A 16,700-nucleotide genomic window follows, 5' to 3' on the forward strand; every position below is an offset into this window, starting at 1 on the left:
ACGGGCGTCACCGGGCCTCGCGGCCGCTTCAGGCGTCGATTCCGGCGCCCTTGTCCGCGCCGTCCTCGGCCTTCCCGGCCTCCGCCGCGGCCTGCTTCCTGTTGGCGAGGAGGCTGGTGATCGTGGTGATCACCAGCACGCCGCAGATGACGCCGAGCGAGACCGGGATGGAGATCTCGGGGACGTGCACCCCGGACTCGTGCAGGGCGTGCAGCACCAGCTTGACGCCGATGAACCCGAGGATCACCGAGAGCCCGTAGCTGAGGTGGACCAGCTTCTTCAGCAGACCGCCGATCAGGAAGTACAGCTGCCGCAGACCCATCAGGGCGAAGGCGTTGGCGGTGAAGACGATGTACGGGTCCTGGGTGAGCCCGAAGATCGCCGGGATCGAGTCCAGCGCGAACAGCACATCGGTGGTACCGATGGCGAGCATGACGACCATCAGGGGCGTCAGGACGCGCTTGCCGTTGTTGCGGATGAAGAGCTTGGTGCCGTGGTACCTGTCGGCGACACCGAAGCGGCGCTCGATCGTCTTCAGGAGACGGTTCTCCTCGAACTCCTCTTCCTCGTCGTCCGACCGCGCCTCCTGGATGAGCTTCCAGGCGGTGAAGATCAGGAACGCGCCGAAGATGTAGAAGACCCACGAGAAGTTGGCGATGACCGCGGCGCCCGCGGCGATGAAGACCGCCCGCAGCACCAGTGCGATCAGTACGCCGAAGAGCAGCACCCGCTGCTGGAGGTGGGAGGGCACCGAGAACTTCGCCATGATCAGCACGAAGACGAAGAGGTTGTCGACACTCAGCGATTTCTCGGTGATGAAGCCGGCGAAGAACTCGCCCGAGGCCTGGGTCTCGCCGAAGACGAGCAGGCCGAGCCCGAAGAGGGCGGCCAGCGCGATCCAGACGACTGTCCAGATTCCGGCTTCCTTGGTCGACACGTCATGGGGCTTGCGCCCGATGAAGAAGTCGACGGCGATGAGGGCGCTCAGACCAAGAATGGTCAGCGCCCAGAGGGTCCATGAAACGTCCACTGCGCCTCCGGCAGTTCGCTACGGCTACTGATCAGCGTCGTCGCTGCCGGAGGTCTCTTCCACCTGGGCGCGCGGGCTGCGCGCCTGGCCGGCGCCCCGGGACCGGTCACAGTCCGTACTGACGGGAACGCCGCGATCGGGAGTACTCCCCTCCGCCCAAGGAACAGTACAGGAATTACCAAGGAAAGGTAAAGAGAAGGCTAAAGAAGCATCAAAACACCAGGTCAGGGCGGTGGTGGGTGAAGGGAGAGGGCCGGGGCAGGTCAGCGGGGTCCGGTGCGGCGGGCGGCCGCCACCCGGGCGAGCACCAGCTCGAGAACGCCGCTGCCGGGAGGCGTCGTCAGCGGCTCGTACGTCCAGGCGTGGCCCACCCAGGGGTCGGCCAGATGGTCGTCCGCGACCGGGGTGATCCGGAGCAGCGAGCGCCACAGCGGATCGAGCACCGGCCCGAACCCGGAGGCGTCCTCCCGGTCCGCGACCATCAGGAGGTGGACGCCGACGGACGGCCCCTCGTCCGCGAGGTAGCGCAGCTGGGTGACGGCCCGGTCGTCGAAGCCGTGCGGGAAGTCGTTGACGATCAGCAACTGCTCGGCCGGGTCCAGATCGGGCGGCAGCGAATCCGCGGCGCCGGCCCGGACCGCCATCTGCACCAGGTCGACCCGCCGGGTGAGCTGGGCGAGGACCGAGGACACTCCCCCGGGCCCGGACGCGGGCGGGCCCGCGAGCACCCCGGAGCTGACCAGCGGGACGAGCGCGGCCGAGGCGGAGCCCGCCGGGTCGATGACATGGACCGAGAACTCTCCCGCCGGGTAGACGGCGAGCAGCCTGGCCGCATGCAGGACCGCGCTCTCCATGGCCAGCCGGTGCAACTGGTCGCTGTCCGTGAAGGCGGCGGCCTCGGAGGCCGTGCGCCCGCTGTCGATCCAGATGCCGCGCTCCAGCGGCAGCCGGACGAGCAGCGGGATGCGCAGGGCGGCGCTCTCAGGCAGGTGCAGATCACCGATCCGCAGCGCCATCGGGATCTCCATCGGAACCCGGTAGGCGTGCCAGACGGGGTTGTCCCAGCCCGCGTAGGGGGCGGGGAGCGCGGGTTCCACCACGGCGGACTCGGCGGCCAGCTGGGCGAGGTCCCGGTCCAGCGCCTCACGGGCCCGGCCGGTCAGCTCGTCGCGTTTGGCGCGAGCCTGCGCACGGGCCAGGTCGCCCGCGCCGCCCGTACGGCTGCGCGGGTCGGACAGGGTGCGCTCCAGCTCCTGGTCCATCCGGGACTCGGCGAAGTCGACGGCGCTGCGGTACGCGGCGGTGGTCCTGGCCAGGTCCTCGAACATCCCCCAGATCTGGTTGTAGAGGCGCTCGTCCATGGACCATCCGGTCGCGTCCCCGGCGACGGGCCGCGCCGGCTGTCCGGGGCCGGCGGGCGGCGCGGCGGGCGGGGGCGGCGGGGGCGCGGCGGACTGGCGGCGCGGGTGCGCGTAGTCGATGGGGCCGGACGGGACGGCGGCCGGGGGCTCGGGCTGCGGGGCGGCCGGGGGCCGGACGGGGGGCTGCCCGCCGCCCGGGGCGGGTGCGGGACCCGCCGGGTGCCGGACCCGGTCGCCCTCCGGGGTGCGGGGCGGGGGCGGTGACACGGAGCGGGCCAGGCCGCGGGCGACGGCCTCCTGGATCGAACCGGCCAGTTCGGCGGCCCGGTCGACGCCCTGGTCGGCGAGCATCGCGGCGAGACCGCCGGCGTAGCCCTGGCCGACGGCGCGGACCTTCCAGCCGCCCTGCCGGCGGTAGAGCTCCAGGGCGGCGACCGCGGACTCGGTGTCCAGGCCGGTCAGGGTGAAGGTGGCGATCTCGGCGCCTTCGAGTCCGGTGACGGCGACGAAGGGCGCGGCCACGGCTCCGAAGCGGGTCGGGCCGCCCGCCTCCAGCGGCAGGGCGAGCAGCACGGTGACCCGGTGCACCCCGTCGGGCAGGGCGTCGAGGTCGACGGCGAGCCGGTGGTCGGCCGCCGCCTGCCTGGACACTTCGAGCCCCGGCAGGTGCGGCGAGCCGGGGTGGGCGATCCGCTCGACGCCGTGCACGGTGCCGTGCTCGTCCCCGAGGGTGGCCCCGGCCACGACGGGCGCCCCTGCCGAAATCCGGATCTCCAGACGGGTCTGGGGCAAGGTGTGGTTCTGCCCCCGGACCAGCTCGGCCGTCATTGCCCTGTCCCCTCGACGAGTTGCCGCCGCGCGGCACGGTGCCGCGATGCGGTGCAGCTCCCGGCGGCCGATGCCTCCGGGAGCTGCGGATACCGATACGGACCTGCTGGTCCGGCCCTGCCTACAGGTGCGGCAGGATCGCCGGCATGAGGTCCTGGAAGGTGCGGCCGTTGGCCGGGGTGCCGATGGCGGTCATCTGCCACCCGTTCCCCGCGCGGTGCACCTTCGCCATGATCTGAGCGGTGTACTGCCCGCCGCCGTCCAGCGTGTAGCGGGCGAGCTCCTGGCCGTTGGTCTCGTCGACGATGCGGCAGAAGGCGTGTCGCACCTCCTGGAACGTCTGGCCGGTGAAGGAGTTCACCGTGAAGACGATCTGGTCGATGTGGACCGGCACCCGCTGGAGGTCGACCAGGATCGCCTCGTCGTCGCCGCCCGAGCCCGCGCCGCCGACCAGGTTGTCCCCGGTGTGCTTGACGGAGCCGTCGTCGCTGACGAGGTGCCGGAAGAAGACGACGTCGACCGGCTGCTTGTCGGCGAACAGGACCGCCGAGGCGTCCAGGTCGATCTCCCGGGTGCGCGAACCGAACAGACCGCGGCGCGGCGCCGCCTGCCAGCCGAGCCCCATCCGTACCGCGGTCAGGGTCCCCCCGTCGCTCTTCTGCAGGCTGATGGCCTGGCCCTTGGTCATGTTGACCGTCACGCGCTGTCCCCTCTCCGCTTCCCCGCAAACCGTCCTTGCGCGGTTTCCAGCACCCTACGCAGTCACTCCACCGGCGCATCGGGTGCGGGCCGTTTTGTGTCGGTTCTGCAACACACCCCGTCCCGCGGGGTCAGGCCAGGCCCGCTTCCCGCATCTGGCGCAACTCCTTCTTCAACTCCCCCACCTCGTCCCGCAGTCGGGCGGCCACCTCGAACTGCAGATCCGCGGCGGCGGCGCGCATCCGGTCGGTCATCTCCTCGATGATCCCGGCGAGCTCGGTGGCCGGGCGGTCGGTGACCACCGCCCCGTCCCCCTTGGCCTTCCCGGAACCGGCCTTGATGCCCAGCGTGGGCACGGGCGCCTTGGCGCCCTTCGCCTGGCGGTAGCCGGTGCCGAGGAGCTGCTCGGTGTCGACCTCCTCGCGGGCGATCGTCGCGACGATGTCGTTGATCTTCTTGCGCAGCGGCTGCGGGTCGAGTCCGCGCTCGGTGTTGTAGGCGATCTGCTTCTCTCGGCGCCGGTTCGTCTCGTCGATGGCCTGCGCCATCGCCGGGGTGATCTTGTCCGCGTACATATGGACCTGCCCGGACACGTTACGAGCCGCGCGGCCGATGGTCTGGATCAGTGAGGTGCCCGAGCGCAGGAAGCCCTGCTTGTCGGCGTCGAGGATCGCCACGAGCGACACCTCGGGCAGGTCGAGGCCCTCGCGCAGGAGGTTGATGCCGACCAGGACGTCGTACTCGCCGGAGCGCAGTTCGCGCAGCAGCTCGATGCGGCGCAGGGTGTCGACGTCGCTGTGCAGGTAGCGGACCTGGATGCCGAGCTCCAGGAAGTAGTCGGTGAGGTCCTCCGACATCTTCTTGGTGAGGGTGGTGACCAGGACCCGCTCGTCCTTCTCGGTGCGCTTGCGGATCTCGTGCACCAGGTCGTCGATCTGGCCCTCGGTGGGCTTGACGACGATCTCCGGGTCGACGAGGCCGGTGGGGCGGATGATCTGCTCCACGAAGCCGTCGCCCCGGGAGAGCTCGTACTTGCCGGGGGTGGCGGAGAGGTAGACCGTCTGGTTGATCCGGCCGAGGAACTCCTCCCACTTCAGCGGGCGGTTGTCCAGGGCCGACGGCAGCCGGAAGCCGTGGTCGACGAGGGTCCGCTTCCGGGAGGCGTCACCCTCGTACATCGCGCCGATCTGCGGCACGGTGACATGCGATTCGTCGAGCACGAGGAGGAAGTCCTCGGGGAAGTAGTCGAGGAGAGTGTTGGGCGCGGTGCCGGGGGTGCGGTCGTCGAAGTGCATCGAGTAGTTCTCGACGCCCGAGCAGGTGCCGATCTGGCGCAGCATCTCGATGTCGTACGTGGTGCGCATCCGCAGCCGCTGGGCCTCCAGCATCTTGCCCTGCTTCTCCAGCTCGGCCAGTCGCTGCTCCAGCTCCTTCTCGATGCCGCCGACGGCCTTCTCCAGGCGCTCCGGTCCCGCCACGTAGTGGCTGGCGGGGAAGACGTGGAGGGACTGGTCCTCGCTGATGACCTCGCCGGTGAGAGGGTGGAGGGTGGAGAGCGCCTCGATCTCGTCGCCGAACATCTCGATGCGGACGGCGAGCTCCTCGTAGACCGGGAAGATCTCGATGGTGTCGCCACGCACCCGGAAGGTGCCACGGGCGAACGCGAGGTCATTGCGGCTGTACTGGATCTCGACGAAACGGCGCAGCAGCTGGTCGCGGTCGATCTCGTCGCCCACCTTGAGCTGGACCATCCGGTCGACGTACTCCTGCGGGGTACCGAGGCCGTAGATGCAGGAGACGGAGGCGACCACGATGACGTCACGCCGGGTGAGCAGGGAGTTCGTCGCGGAGTGGCGCAGCCGCTCGACCTCCTCGTTGATCGAGGAGTCCTTCTCGATGTAGGTGTCCGACTGCGGGACGTACGCCTCGGGCTGGTAGTAGTCGTAGTACGAGACGAAGTACTCGACGGCGTTGTTGGGCAGGAGCTCGCGGAACTCGTTGGCCAGCTGGGCGGCGAGGGTCTTGTTCGGCGCCATCACCAGGGTGGGGCGCTGCAGCTTCTCGATCATCCAGGCGGTGGTCGCCGACTTTCCGGTGCCGGTCGCGCCGAGGAGCACGACATCCTTCTCACCTGCCCTGACGCGCCGCTCCAGCTCGGCGATGGCTGCCGGCTGGTCGCCGCTGGGCTGGTAGGGACTGACGACCTCGAAAGGCGCCACCGAACGTTCGATCTTCGAAACGGGCCGCATGCAACCACCGTACGACCCCCCACTGACAACGGGGCGGGTCAGCGGTCGTGGTGCCGTACGGGGTCGCGCCGCTGCGTGTGGAAGGACGCCGGGTCGGCGTGCGTGCCGAACCGGGGTATCTGGCGCTGGGCGGGGATGCCGAGGGTCCGTCCGGCCGCGGCGTCGCCCCAGTCCGGGGTGCCCATGACGACCAGGGGGTCGAACATCACGACGACCCCGGCGAGCAGCAGGAAGCAGGCCGGGCCGATCAGCATGGGCACGAGCAGGCCGGTCGGGGTCTCTCCGGCGGTGGTGCCGGTGATCGTGGCGGGGTGCAGGTGGACCCGGAGCGCGGCCATGCCCGTGTAGTGCATTCCGCTGACGGCGACGCCCATCACCACGGCGGCGCCCAGGCTGGGCAGGAAGCCGTGGATCGAGACGGCGGCCCAGAGCGCGGCCGTCGAGGCGACCACGGCGATGACCACGGAGAGCGTCACGGTGATCGTGTCGTACTCGAACTGCCCATCAAGTCGCATACCGGCCATGCCGAGGTAATGCATGGTGGCCACGCCGAGTCCGGTGATCGTGCCGCCCGTCACCAGAGCCATCGGGGTGGCGCCCCGGTACCCGACAAGGAAGATCCCGACACCGACCATGACGATCGCGACGGCGAGGCTGGCGAACGTGATCGGCTTGTCGTAGCCGATCGGTACCTCCTCGACGGAGAAACCCATCATCGCGATGAAGTGCATCGTCCAGATACCGGAGCCTATGGAGGTCGCACCGAGAGCAAGCCAGCCGGCCTTGAAGGAACGTTCCGTACGCAGGGAGCGAGTGGTGCAGCGCAGCCCCAGTGCCGCGCCGAGGCAGGCCATGAGGAACGCCGCGACGGGGGTCACCGCCCCATAGCTGAAACCGTCGATTGTGCCCTGCATACACACGCCCTTCGCAGAAGCCCGGGTGCGGACGACCCTAAGGCGCGAGGCCCGGCAAACAAACAGGAGAACTGCATTTTATCGACAGGGGCACCGGTCCATGACGCGGTCCCCCGGGTGCGTTCACACGGTGGCCACCCTTCGCCCGTCCCCTGTTCGACGGCGGCTGCGAGTCTCGGGCCGTACGCAACTCTGACGCAAGGAGTCCACGTGCACGCAGGCACCGCAACCGCCTCTGTCGCCGCCGCCGCGCTGCTGGGCGCCGGCACGTTCCTGTTGTCGAACACCGGCACACCGGTCACGGACACCACCGCGGCCGGGCACACCGTGACGGTGACCCCCGCCGGCCCCGCCCGGGGCACGGCAGCGGCCACCGGTGGCGTCCGGACGGCGGGCGACCCCGCCCCGGCCCGGACCGCCGACCCGCTCGTCATCGCCCACCGGGGTGCGTCGGCCTACGCCCCCGAGAACACCCTCGCGGCCGTGGACAGGGCCCACGCGCTCGGCTTCGACTGGGTGGAGAACGACGTCCAGCTCACCGAGGACGGCGTCCCCGTCGTCATCCACGACACCGGCCTGAAGCGGACCACCGACGCCGAGCAGGTCTTCCCGGACCGCGCGCCGTGGGCGGTCAAGGACTTCACGGCGGCCGAGATCGCCCGGCTGGACGCGGGCAGCTGGTTCGGGCCGCAGTACGCCGGCACCCGGGTGCCCACGCTCCGGCAGTACCTGGACCGGATCGGGCACAACCGCCAGAACCTGCTCCTGGAGATCAAGAGCCCCGAGATCTACCCGGGGATCGAGCGGGCGACCCTGCGCGTGCTGAGCCAGGCGGGGTGGCTCGACGGCGGGCATGTCCGCGACCGCCTCGTGATCCAGAGCTTCGGCGCGGACAGTGTGCGCGAGGTGCACCAGCAGCGCCCGGACGTCGTCACGGGCTTCCTGGGCAACCCGGCCGTCGCCGAGCTGCCCTCGTACGCCGAGTTCACCGATCAGATCAACCCGACGTACACCTCGGTCTCGGGCGCGTACGTGACGGCGGTGCACGCGCTGAAGGGGCCGCACCACAAGACGCTCCGGGTCAACGCGTGGACGGTCAACGACGCGGCGCACGCGCTCCGGGTGTCCGGGTACGGCGTGGACGGCATCATCACCAACGCGCCGGACGTGGTGCGGGCGGCCACCGGGACACGTGAGGCCGCCGGGGGTGCGTGAGGCCGCCGGCTGACCGTCCCGGGACCGCCGTCGCGGCCGGCCCGCGCCCGTTGTCAGTGGCCGGCCGTACGGTGGTTCCCATGAACAGCAACGGGGTTGTCGAGTGGGCCGTCGTGGAGAGCGACATCGGCCCGCTGCTGCTGGCCGCGACGGACGCGGGGCTGGTGAGCGTGGTCTTCCACGCGCGTCCGGCGGTACGGGACAGGGCCCTGTCCCAGTTGCGCGACCGGCTCGGCGCGGAGCCGGTCGAATCACCCGGCTCCGTCCGGCTGGCCGAGCCGATACGCCAGTTCGCGGCGTACTTCGCGGGCACCCTGCGGGATTTCTCCCTCGATCTGGACTGGTCGCTGACGAGCGGCTTCAACCGCCAGGTGCTCCGTGAGCTGTCGGAGGGCGTGCCGTACGGCACGGTCGCCGGTTACGGGGACCTCGCCGGGCGGGTCGGGCAGCCCGGGGCGGCCCAGGCGGTCGGGGCGGCCATGGGGTCCAACCCGTTGCCGGTCGTGGTGCCCTGCCACCGGGTGGTGGAGCGCGACGGCGGGATCGGCGGCTTCGGCGGCGGGCTGGAGACGAAACGGCGGCTGCTGGCGCTGGAGGGCGTGCTGCCCCCGCCGCTGTTCTGACCGGCGCACCCCTGTTCGGACCGGCCCGCCGGTGTTCGGAGCGGCGCACCGCTGGCACACTGCGTCGGTGACCAACACCCTCGACACATCCGACACCCCCGGCGAGCCGGCTCCCGCCGGGCGGGTCACCGCGGCGGAGCTGCCCGCGCTCCGGCGCAGAACGACCGCCGTCCTCATCGCCGGCCAGATACTCGGCGGCCTCGGTGTGCCCGTCGGCATCACCCTGGCCCCCGTACTGGCGACACAGGTCAGCGGCTCCGAGGCGCTGTCGGGCCTCGCGCCCACCGCGTCGGTGACCGGCACGGCCCTGCTCTCGCTGCCGCTGGCCGCGCTGATGACCTCGCGCGGCCGTCGCCCCGGCCTCGTACTGGCGTATCTGATCGGAGCGCTCGGCGCCGGCCTCGTGGTGCTGGCCACCGTGGTGGGGAACTTCCCGCTGCTGCTCCTCGGCATGGCCGCGTTCGGCGCGGGCTCCTCCGCCAATCTGCAGGCACGGTTCGCCGCGGCGGATCTGGCCGAGCCCGAGCGGCGCGGCCGGGCGATCTCGACCGTCATCTGGGCCACCACCATCGGCTCGGTGCTGGGGCCCAACATCGCGGCGCCGGCGGGCCGGGTCTTCCGCGGCACCGCCGTGTCGGAGACGGCCGGGCCGTTCGTCTGGGCAGCCGGCATCTTCCTGCTCGCCGCGCTCGTGGTCGCGGCGCTGCTGCGGCCCGACCCGCTGCTCACGGCACGCGCGCTGGCCCCGCAGGAGGAGAGCAGGTCGGCCGGGGACCGTTCGCTGCGTGCGGGCCTCGCGGCCGTGCGGGCCTCACCGATGGCCCGGCTGGCGCTGGTGACCGTGACCGTCTCGCACACCGCGATGGTCTCGATCATGGTGATGACCCCGGTCGACCTCGGCCACCACGGCGCGGACCTCCAGCTGATCGGACTGGTGATCAGCGGCCACATCGCGGGGATGTACGCGTTCTCACCGGTGATGGGCTGGCTGTCGGACCGCTTCGGCCGGCTCACCGTCATCGGCCTGGCGGTCGGGCTGCTCTCCCTGGCCGCGCTGCTGGCGGGCACCGCGGGCGCCGCTCACGGCAGGACCGCGGCCGGCCTGTTCGTGCTCGGGCTCGGCTGGTCCGCGGGGCTGGTCGCCGGTTCGGCGCTGCTCACCGACTCCGTACCGCAGCCCGCCCGCGCCGCCGTGCAGGGCCTGTCGGACCTGACCATGAACGCGTCGGCGGGCATCGGCGGCGCGGTCGCCGGGGTCATCGTCTCGCAGGCGAGCTACGGCTGGCTGAACCTCACGGGCGCCTGTCTGCTGCTGCCGATGGCCGCGCTGGCGCTGCGCCGGTCCCTCACCCGGCCCGCCTCGGTCTGAGCCGGGCCGGGTGAGGCGCCCCTCAGAGGCTGATGTGGTAGGCCTTGCGCAGCGTCTCGTGCACGGTCCACGTCGTACGGTCGCCCTCGCGCAGCACGCAGGCGTCGCCCGGTCCGATCTCCAGCGTCGCGCCGCCCTCGACCGCCACGGTCGCACGCCCGCTGACGACCACGAACAGCTCGTTGGCCTCGGTGTCCGTGACCACGCCGGGCGTGATCTGCCAGATCCCGCGCAGCTGTTTGCCGTCGGCCGACTCCCACAGCACCTTGCCGGTGACCTGCGGATCACCCGACACGACCTGTGCCGGATCGAGCGGCTCCGCTTCGAGCACGGCGTCCGGGATGTGCACGGTGAAAGAGGCGGGAGCTTGATCAATCGTGGTCATGGGCGGTCACTCTAGCGACCGTCCCGGAGCGTCCGGCAGGGCCCCGGGCCAAGTCCGCGGAGCGTCCGGCCCGGGGCCGCCCGGGACCGTGTCAGCTCCGCGGGTCCGGGGCGGTGGAGCCGACCGCGGTGAGCCAGGCGTCGGCGATCAGCCGGTGCCCGAGCCGGCTCGGGTGGACGCCGTCCGGGGCGAGCTCCGCCGGTTCCCGGTCCTGTGCCGCGCGGGTCATGACGAGGTCGGCGCGAACCAGCCGGGCCCCGTTGTTCCCGGCTGCCCGCAGGACGGCGTCCGTGCGCGGGGTGAGGTCCTCGAACCAGCTCTCCTGGTCCGGCACGGCCGGGAGCAGGAAGGGGGTGATGACGACGAGCCGTGCGGACAGCTCGCGCGCCGTGTCCGCGAGCAGCCGGTCGAGGCACGCCTCGAACATGTCGACCGGGCTGAGCACTCCCCGGTCGTAGCGCCGCCAGGTGTCGTTGATGCCGATCTTGACCGTGACCACGGTGGGCCGGTGGTCGATGACATCGGCGGTCCAGCGGGTTTCGAGGTCGTACACGCGATTGCCGTTGACTCCCCTGTTGATGACACGGGGTCCGGGTCCGCCGTCCGCGCGGTCGCGCAGGGTCTGCGCGATCTCGTGGACGTAACCCGTGCCGAGCGACGCGGGATCCGTACGGGTACGGCCCGCGTCGGTGATGGAGTCACCGATGAACAGGAGCGTGTCGTCGTTCTTGAGGTGCATGTCTGCTGTCCTGACGTCGGGGGCGCCGGAACGTCCCTGGTGATCCGCGGGTGTTCGGTCGGCTACGGCCGGCCGGCGGGGGTTCGGCCCGCGCATCCCCTCAGTGTCGCGGCCTCCCGCGCCAGCACCGCGGGGTCGTCGCCGGGCACGAACTCGATGAGTGCCTCGACACGCCGGCCGGCCAGCAGGCGGAGGGCGGCCGCCCACAGGTCAGAACGGTCCGCCAGCGGGAGCCGGTTGTTGCCCGGCCACCACGAGAAGGCGTGCACGGCACAGACCCGGTCGGCGAGCGATTCCAGCCCCGCCAGGGCCTCTTCTGCGGGTGTGTCGAGCGGCGGCTGCCAGTACGTGCGGACGTTGTCCGCGTCCACCTCGTCCAGCAGCCGGGCGGTCGAGGCGACGGTGTCGGTGAGCGTTCCCCCGTGGAACTCGGGCGCGAGCAGCAGTCCGTGGTCCGCGGCGATCCGGGCCGCCTCCCGCAGACAGCTCACGGTCTCGTGCCGCTCCTCGGGCGGGGTGGATCGCGATCCGGTCGCGCCCGCCCACACCCGGATCCGCGGCGCCCCGAGAAGCACCGCGGCGCGGGCGACGGCGGAGAACCCGGCCAGTTCGCCCCGGCCGGCGCGGAAGTACGAGCCGTACGAGCAACAGGCCAGCCCGTACCGGTCGGTGGCCTCACGGACCGCGCCGACGGTGCCGGGCTCCCCCGCGGGCGCGTGCACGTCCGCCCCCCACTCGATCACCTCCAGACCCGCGTCCGCGGCGCGCCGCGCGACCTCGGCGGCGGGCAGCCGGCGGAAGGTGACCGAGCACAGGCCCAGCCCGAGCCTTCCCGCCTCCGGCCCGGCCGTCGGTCGGAGCGGGACGCGGCCCGCCGCACTCCTGCTGCTCTCCTCGGTCATGAATCCGCCTTCCTGCGGTCGGGCCCTCGGGCGCTCTCGTACGGTCCGCCCGGACGGGGCGGGCGGACCGGGCCGGCTGGTCGGTGCCCCGTCACCGGGGCCGCTCAGGCGGCGTTCGGACCGACGTCCGCCGCCGTGAGGGGGTGGCGGAGCGCGGGAGTCGTCGCGTACTCGTCGGCACCGATGTCCCGTGCGCTGCCGCGCTGGTCCCCGTCGATGTCCTCGGTGACGGCGGCGCCGCTCAGGGTGGCGGCGCCGATCGCCGGGCTGCCCGGCGACAGCCGCAGCACACCGTCCGCGCCCTGGCTGAGCAGCGGGTCGGCCCGGGTGAAGCCCCCGGAGGGGATGTTGCCGTTGGCGGCCGCGCCCCACAGCAGGTTGGTCTGCCAGGTGAAGCCGGAGGTGGCTCCCATCGCGACGAGGCTGCCCGAGTCGCCGACCAGCAGGTTGTCGGCGACGGTCACGTCCTGCGGCGCGTACGCCCGGGTCTCGCCCGAGAGCATTCCGGTGTTGCCGATGAGGGAGTTGTGCACGATCACCGCGCGGTCGCAGGCGTCGTTGCCCCGCCGCTCGTCCTCCGTCTCACCGGAGTTGTGGTCCCGGGTGGTGCCGCTGCCGATCACCAGGGCCCTGCCGGACAGCCCGCTGAGGTAGTTGTTGACGATTCTGTGGTCGTTGCCGTAGATCCGTACCCCGTCCGTTCCTCCGATCAGGTGGTTGCTCTCCACCACGGAACGGTTGCCGTGGCGCAGCACGATGCCGCCGCGGCTGTCTCGGACGGTGTTGTACCGGATGGTGTTGTCCGAGGACTTCACCGAGATGGCCTCGGGGTCCCCGTCACAGCGCTCGAACAGGTTGTACTCGACGACCGCGTGGGCTCCGGAAAGGGCCCGGCTGCTGACGCCGAGGCGGATGGGCTCGCCCCCGTTGGCGCCGGTGAAGCTGTGGTCGGAGAAGTGGTTCCGGAAGATGTGCAGGTTCTGGGCCATGGCGGTCGGGCCGGAGCCGTCGACGACGATGAAGATGCCCGCGGTGGTCTTGTCGTGGAAGTGGTTCCGGTCGATCTTCGTGTCGTCCGCCCGCACGACGAGCCAGTACGGGTCGCCGGTGTCCGCGAGCTGGAAGTCGTTGCGGGTCAGCCGGATCGCCGAGCAGTTCGCGGGGATCTCCATCGTGGTGCTCTGCCGGAAGGAGAAGCCGCTGAGGGTGATGTTGCTCGAACCGCTGAGCACGAAGCCGCGTTCGCCACGCAGTACGGCGCCGCCGCGGGTCTTGGAGACGATGGTGATCTGCGCGGCGGCGGTGCCGTTCTTGCCGGTGATGTCGATCGCGCTCCCCGACGGGACCGTGTAGGTGCCGTCGGCCACGACGATGCGGTCACCGGGTGCGGCGCTGTTGATGGCGCTCTGGAGCTGGGCCAGGGTGGCGACCGGGATGTCGGCCGCCGACGCGCTCCCCGACAGCGAGGTGGTGAGCGGTACGGCGGCGAGCGCGGCCACCGCCGTGCTCCTGAGGAACGTGCGTCGTTGCATGGTGTCTCCTGCGTCGAAGTGGACGGGTGCGGTCAGCGGGCCAGGGGGCCGACGTCGGCCGGGGTCAGGGGTCCGCGCCTCGGGGCCCGGCGGGAGTATTCGTCCGCGCCCACGTCCCTGGACCGGCCGCGCGGCTGCCCGTCGATGTCGTGGGTGACGGGCGGCCACCGGAGGGTGCCCGCGTCGATCGCCGGGCTGTCGGCGGCCGGCCGTGCGATGCCGTGCGGGTCCTTCACCAGCCTCGGGTCGGTGCGGGTGCCGCCACCGGCGGGGATGTTGCCGTCGGCGGCGGCACCCCACAGGAGGTTGCCCGACCAGGTGAAGCGCACGGTGTCCGCCATCTCGACGAGTCGGCCCGTGTCCGCGACGAGCAGGTTGTCGGCGACGGTGACGTCGCGTGGCTCGTGCGGGCGCTGGCTCTCGCCGGAGAGCGTGCCGTTGTTGTCGACCAGGGTGTTGTACGCGATGAGGATCCGGTCGGGGGCGTCGTTGCCGCGGCGCGCCTCTGGCGTCTCGCCGGGCAGGTGGTCGCGCTCGGAACCGCTGCCGATCACCAGGGCGCGCCCCGACAGGCCGGCGAGGTAGTTGTTGACGATGCTGTGGTCGTTGCCGTAGATCCGTACGCCTTCCTGGCCGTCGACGAGGTGGTTGCCCTCGACCCGGTTGCGGTTGCCGTGCCGCAGGACGATGCCGCCGAGGCTGTTCCGGATGGTGTTGTAGCGGATGGTGTTGTCCGAGCTCTTCACCGAGATCGCCTCCGGGTCCCCGTCGGCGCGCTCGAACAGGTTGTACTCCACGACCGCGTGGGCTCCGGACAGGGCCCGGGGGCTGACGCCGAGCCGGATCGGCTCGCCGCCGTTGGAGCCGGCGAAGATGTGGTCGGAGAAGTGGTTGCGGTACACGTGGACGCGCTGGGCCATCTCGTCCGTGCCCGCGCCCTCGATGCCGAGGTAGATGCCGAGCGTGCTCTTGCCGTGGAAGTGGTTGTGGTCGACGGTGCTGTCGTCCGCGCGCACCATCACCCAGTGCAGGCCCTCGATGTCGGCGAGCCGGAAGTCGTTGCGGGTGAGTCTGATGTGCGAGCAGTCCGGGGGGATGTCCAGGGTGCTGCTCTGCCGGAAGGAGAAGCCGCTGAGGGTGATGTGGCTGGACGCCTCCAGGACGAAGCTGTGTTCGCCCTCCAGGACGACACCGCCCGGGGTCCGGGCGGCGATGGTCACGGGTGCGCGCTCGGTGCCGCGCTTGTTCCGGATGGTGAGGGGGCTGTCCGGCGGGACGGTGTAGGTCCCGTCGGCCACGACGATCCGGTCACCGGGCCGCGCCCGGTCGATCGCGGCCTGGAGCTCGGCCGGTGTGCGCACGGCTGCCGGGGCCGTGGCCGCGCTCGCGGCCGGCGCTCCGCCGACGGGGGCGGCGGCGAGCGCCACCCCCGCTGCGGTGCTCATGAGGAACGTGCGGCGTTGCATGGGTGCCTCCGTGAGTGTGGTGGACGGAGCCTGTTCCGGCTTCGGATCAGCGATCGGCCGGGGTGTCCAGGAACAGTTCGATGACGGGGACGGGGGTGTCGGGGCGGCGGACCGGGATCTGGAGCGTGAGCGTTCCGGCGGGCTGGCCGCCCATCTCGGTGTTGGCCGCGGGCCGGTCCGGATCGATGTGGACCGGGATGATCTCGGACGCGTCGTTCAGCAGCTGGGCGTAGCGCACCCGGCCGGCGAGGCCCGGCAGGTGCAGATGGCGCGGCGGCCAGGCGAACAGGTGGACGTAGAGCCGGTCGCCGCGCTGGGTGTACCGGCATTCGGCGGGGGGTGTGTACGGGGACGGGCCGCAGCCGCGGACCGACCGTTCGTGCAGCTCCGTCCAGCGGCCGATCTCGCCGAGGATCGCGCCGTCGCGCGGGTCGAGATCGCCGCGGCCGGTGGGGCCCACGTTGAGCAGCAGGTTGCCGCCCTTGGAGACCCCGTCGACGAGCATGCGGATCAGCAGGTCGGCGCTCTTGTGGTCGAGGTTGTCACGGTCGTAGCCCCAGCTTCCGTTGAGCGTCTGGCAGGCCTCCCAGAGCACGGGACGCCCGTTCTCGGTCATCGGGCCGGAGGGCTGGTACTGCTCGGGGGTGACGAAGTCCCCGGGAAGGCCGGTCCGGTCGTTGACGAGGACGTGGGGCTGGAGTTCCCGGATCGTCTCCAGGAGCTTCGGGGAGTCCCAGTCGTCGGGGCCCTTGCCGCCCCACCAGGTGCGCCCGGCGTAGGAGAAGTCGAAGAACAGGTAGTCGATGCGCCCGAACGACGTCAGCAGCTCGCGGACCTGGCCGTGCAGGTAGCGCTGGTAGTCGCGGATGTCGCGGTCCGCGTTGGCGGCCTTGAACTCCTCGTCGTCGCGCTGGGGGTGGGTGCCGTCCACCGGGAAGGACGGGTGGTGCCAGTCGATCAGCGAGTAGTAGAGGCCGACCTTGAGCCCTTCGGCGCGGCACGCCTCGATGAAGGGGGCGACGAGGTCGCGGCCGTGCGGCGTGTTGGTGACCTTGTACTCGGTGAGGGCGCTGTCCCACAGGCAGAAGCCGTCGTGGTGCTTGGTGGTGAGGACGACGTAGCGCATCCCGGCCGCCTTGGCCGCCCTGGCCCACTGGGCCGGGTCGTAGCGGTCGGGGTCGAAGTGGTCGAAGTAGACCTGGTACTGCTCGTCGGTCAGCTTCTCCCGGGTCTTGACCCACTCGTGCCGCGCGGCGAGCGAGTACAGCCCCCAGTGGACGAACATGCCGAACCGGGCGGCGGTGAACCAGGCCGTCTCCGGGGCCCCTTGGGGGTCCTGGCTCCCGGACGGGTGGGCCTGCGGGGTGTCGGCGCTCGGGGTCATGGGG

At 71.5% G+C, this 16,700-nt stretch carries 14 protein-coding genes; 3 read left to right on the forward strand and 11 right to left on the reverse strand.

Annotation, left to right across the window (positions count from 1 at the left end; translation table 11 throughout):
• Positions 1 to 28 precede the first annotated feature (28 nt).
• From ACIO3R_RS04550 to ACIO3R_RS04570, 5 genes are all read right to left on the reverse strand, one after another.
• A complete protein-coding gene (locus ACIO3R_RS04550) occupies positions 29 to 1,030 on the reverse strand; it encodes a TerC family protein (protein WP_385038376.1) in 1,002 nt (333 codons plus the stop codon).
• A 263-nt stretch (positions 1,031 to 1,293) separates the two neighbouring features.
• Complete coding sequence (locus tag ACIO3R_RS04555) at positions 1,294 to 3,219, reverse strand: TerD family protein (protein WP_402103261.1); 1,926 nt, start codon at positions 3,217 to 3,219, stop codon at positions 1,294 to 1,296.
• A 121-nt stretch (positions 3,220 to 3,340) separates the two neighbouring features.
• Entirely contained in the window at positions 3,341 to 3,919 is a 579-nt protein-coding gene (locus ACIO3R_RS04560) for a TerD family protein (RefSeq protein ID WP_362961973.1), read from the reverse strand.
• 130 nt (positions 3,920 to 4,049) lie between these two features.
• Positions 4,050 to 6,167: an excinuclease ABC subunit UvrB gene (uvrB, locus tag ACIO3R_RS04565; protein ID WP_385352800.1), complete on the reverse strand. Its 2,118-nt coding sequence runs from the start codon at positions 6,165 to 6,167 to the stop codon at positions 4,050 to 4,052.
• Between the two features lie 38 nt (positions 6,168 to 6,205).
• A complete protein-coding gene (locus ACIO3R_RS04570; RefSeq protein WP_385038385.1) occupies positions 6,206 to 7,081 on the reverse strand; it encodes an MHYT domain-containing protein in 876 nt (291 codons plus the stop codon).
• Positions 7,082 to 7,291: 210 nt separating this feature from the next.
• On the opposite strand from ACIO3R_RS04570, the gene ACIO3R_RS04575 reads away from it, so the two are divergent.
• The 3 genes from ACIO3R_RS04575 (at position 7,292) to ACIO3R_RS04585 (ending at position 10,288) form a co-directional block, all read left to right on the forward strand.
• The gene (locus ACIO3R_RS04575) at positions 7,292 to 8,296 is read left to right on the forward strand and encodes a glycerophosphodiester phosphodiesterase (RefSeq protein ID WP_402103266.1); all 1,005 of its coding nucleotides are present in this window, start codon (positions 7,292 to 7,294) and stop codon (positions 8,294 to 8,296) included.
• Positions 8,297 to 8,376: 80 nt separating this feature from the next.
• Positions 8,377 to 8,919 (forward strand): methylated-DNA--[protein]-cysteine S-methyltransferase, encoded by a 543-nt coding sequence (locus ACIO3R_RS04580; protein ID WP_385352806.1) that lies wholly within the window; start codon positions 8,377 to 8,379, stop codon positions 8,917 to 8,919.
• A 67-nt stretch (positions 8,920 to 8,986) separates the two neighbouring features.
• Entirely contained in the window at positions 8,987 to 10,288 is a 1,302-nt protein-coding gene (locus ACIO3R_RS04585) for an MFS transporter (RefSeq protein ID WP_385038393.1), read from the forward strand.
• Between the two features lie 22 nt (positions 10,289 to 10,310).
• On the opposite strand, the gene ACIO3R_RS04590 is transcribed toward ACIO3R_RS04585, so the two are convergent.
• From ACIO3R_RS04590 to ACIO3R_RS04615, 6 genes are all read right to left on the reverse strand, one after another.
• Positions 10,311 to 10,673 carry a cupin domain-containing protein gene (locus tag ACIO3R_RS04590; protein WP_385038396.1) on the reverse strand — a complete coding sequence of 121 codons (363 nt, stop codon included), beginning with the start codon at positions 10,671 to 10,673 and terminating at the stop codon, positions 10,311 to 10,313.
• A 91-nt stretch (positions 10,674 to 10,764) separates the two neighbouring features.
• Positions 10,765 to 11,412: an SGNH/GDSL hydrolase family protein gene (locus ACIO3R_RS04595; RefSeq protein WP_385038398.1), complete on the reverse strand. Its 648-nt coding sequence runs from the start codon at positions 11,410 to 11,412 to the stop codon at positions 10,765 to 10,767.
• Positions 11,413 to 11,474: 62 nt separating this feature from the next.
• Positions 11,475 to 12,314, reverse strand: coding sequence for a sugar phosphate isomerase/epimerase family protein (locus ACIO3R_RS04600; protein WP_385038401.1), 840 nt, complete (start codon positions 12,312 to 12,314; stop codon positions 11,475 to 11,477).
• A 104-nt stretch (positions 12,315 to 12,418) separates the two neighbouring features.
• The gene (locus ACIO3R_RS04605) at positions 12,419 to 13,846 is read right to left on the reverse strand and encodes a chondroitinase-B domain-containing protein (protein ID WP_402103270.1); all 1,428 of its coding nucleotides are present in this window, start codon (positions 13,844 to 13,846) and stop codon (positions 12,419 to 12,421) included.
• 32 nt (positions 13,847 to 13,878) lie between these two features.
• On the reverse strand, positions 13,879 to 15,312 hold the full coding sequence (locus tag ACIO3R_RS04610; protein ID WP_402103273.1) for a polysaccharide lyase 6 family protein: 1,434 nt from the start codon (positions 15,310 to 15,312) through the stop codon (positions 13,879 to 13,881).
• Positions 15,313 to 15,358: 46 nt separating this feature from the next.
• Complete coding sequence (locus ACIO3R_RS04615; protein ID WP_385028057.1) at positions 15,359 to 16,696, reverse strand: alpha-L-fucosidase; 1,338 nt, start codon at positions 16,694 to 16,696, stop codon at positions 15,359 to 15,361.
• Between the last annotated feature and the right edge of the window lie 4 nt (positions 16,697 to 16,700).

Origin of the sequence: Streptomyces sp. NPDC087428, assembly GCF_044744085.1 — a bacterium.
In the GTDB taxonomy this organism is placed as follows: Bacteria; Actinomycetota; Actinomycetes; order Streptomycetales; family Streptomycetaceae; genus Streptomyces.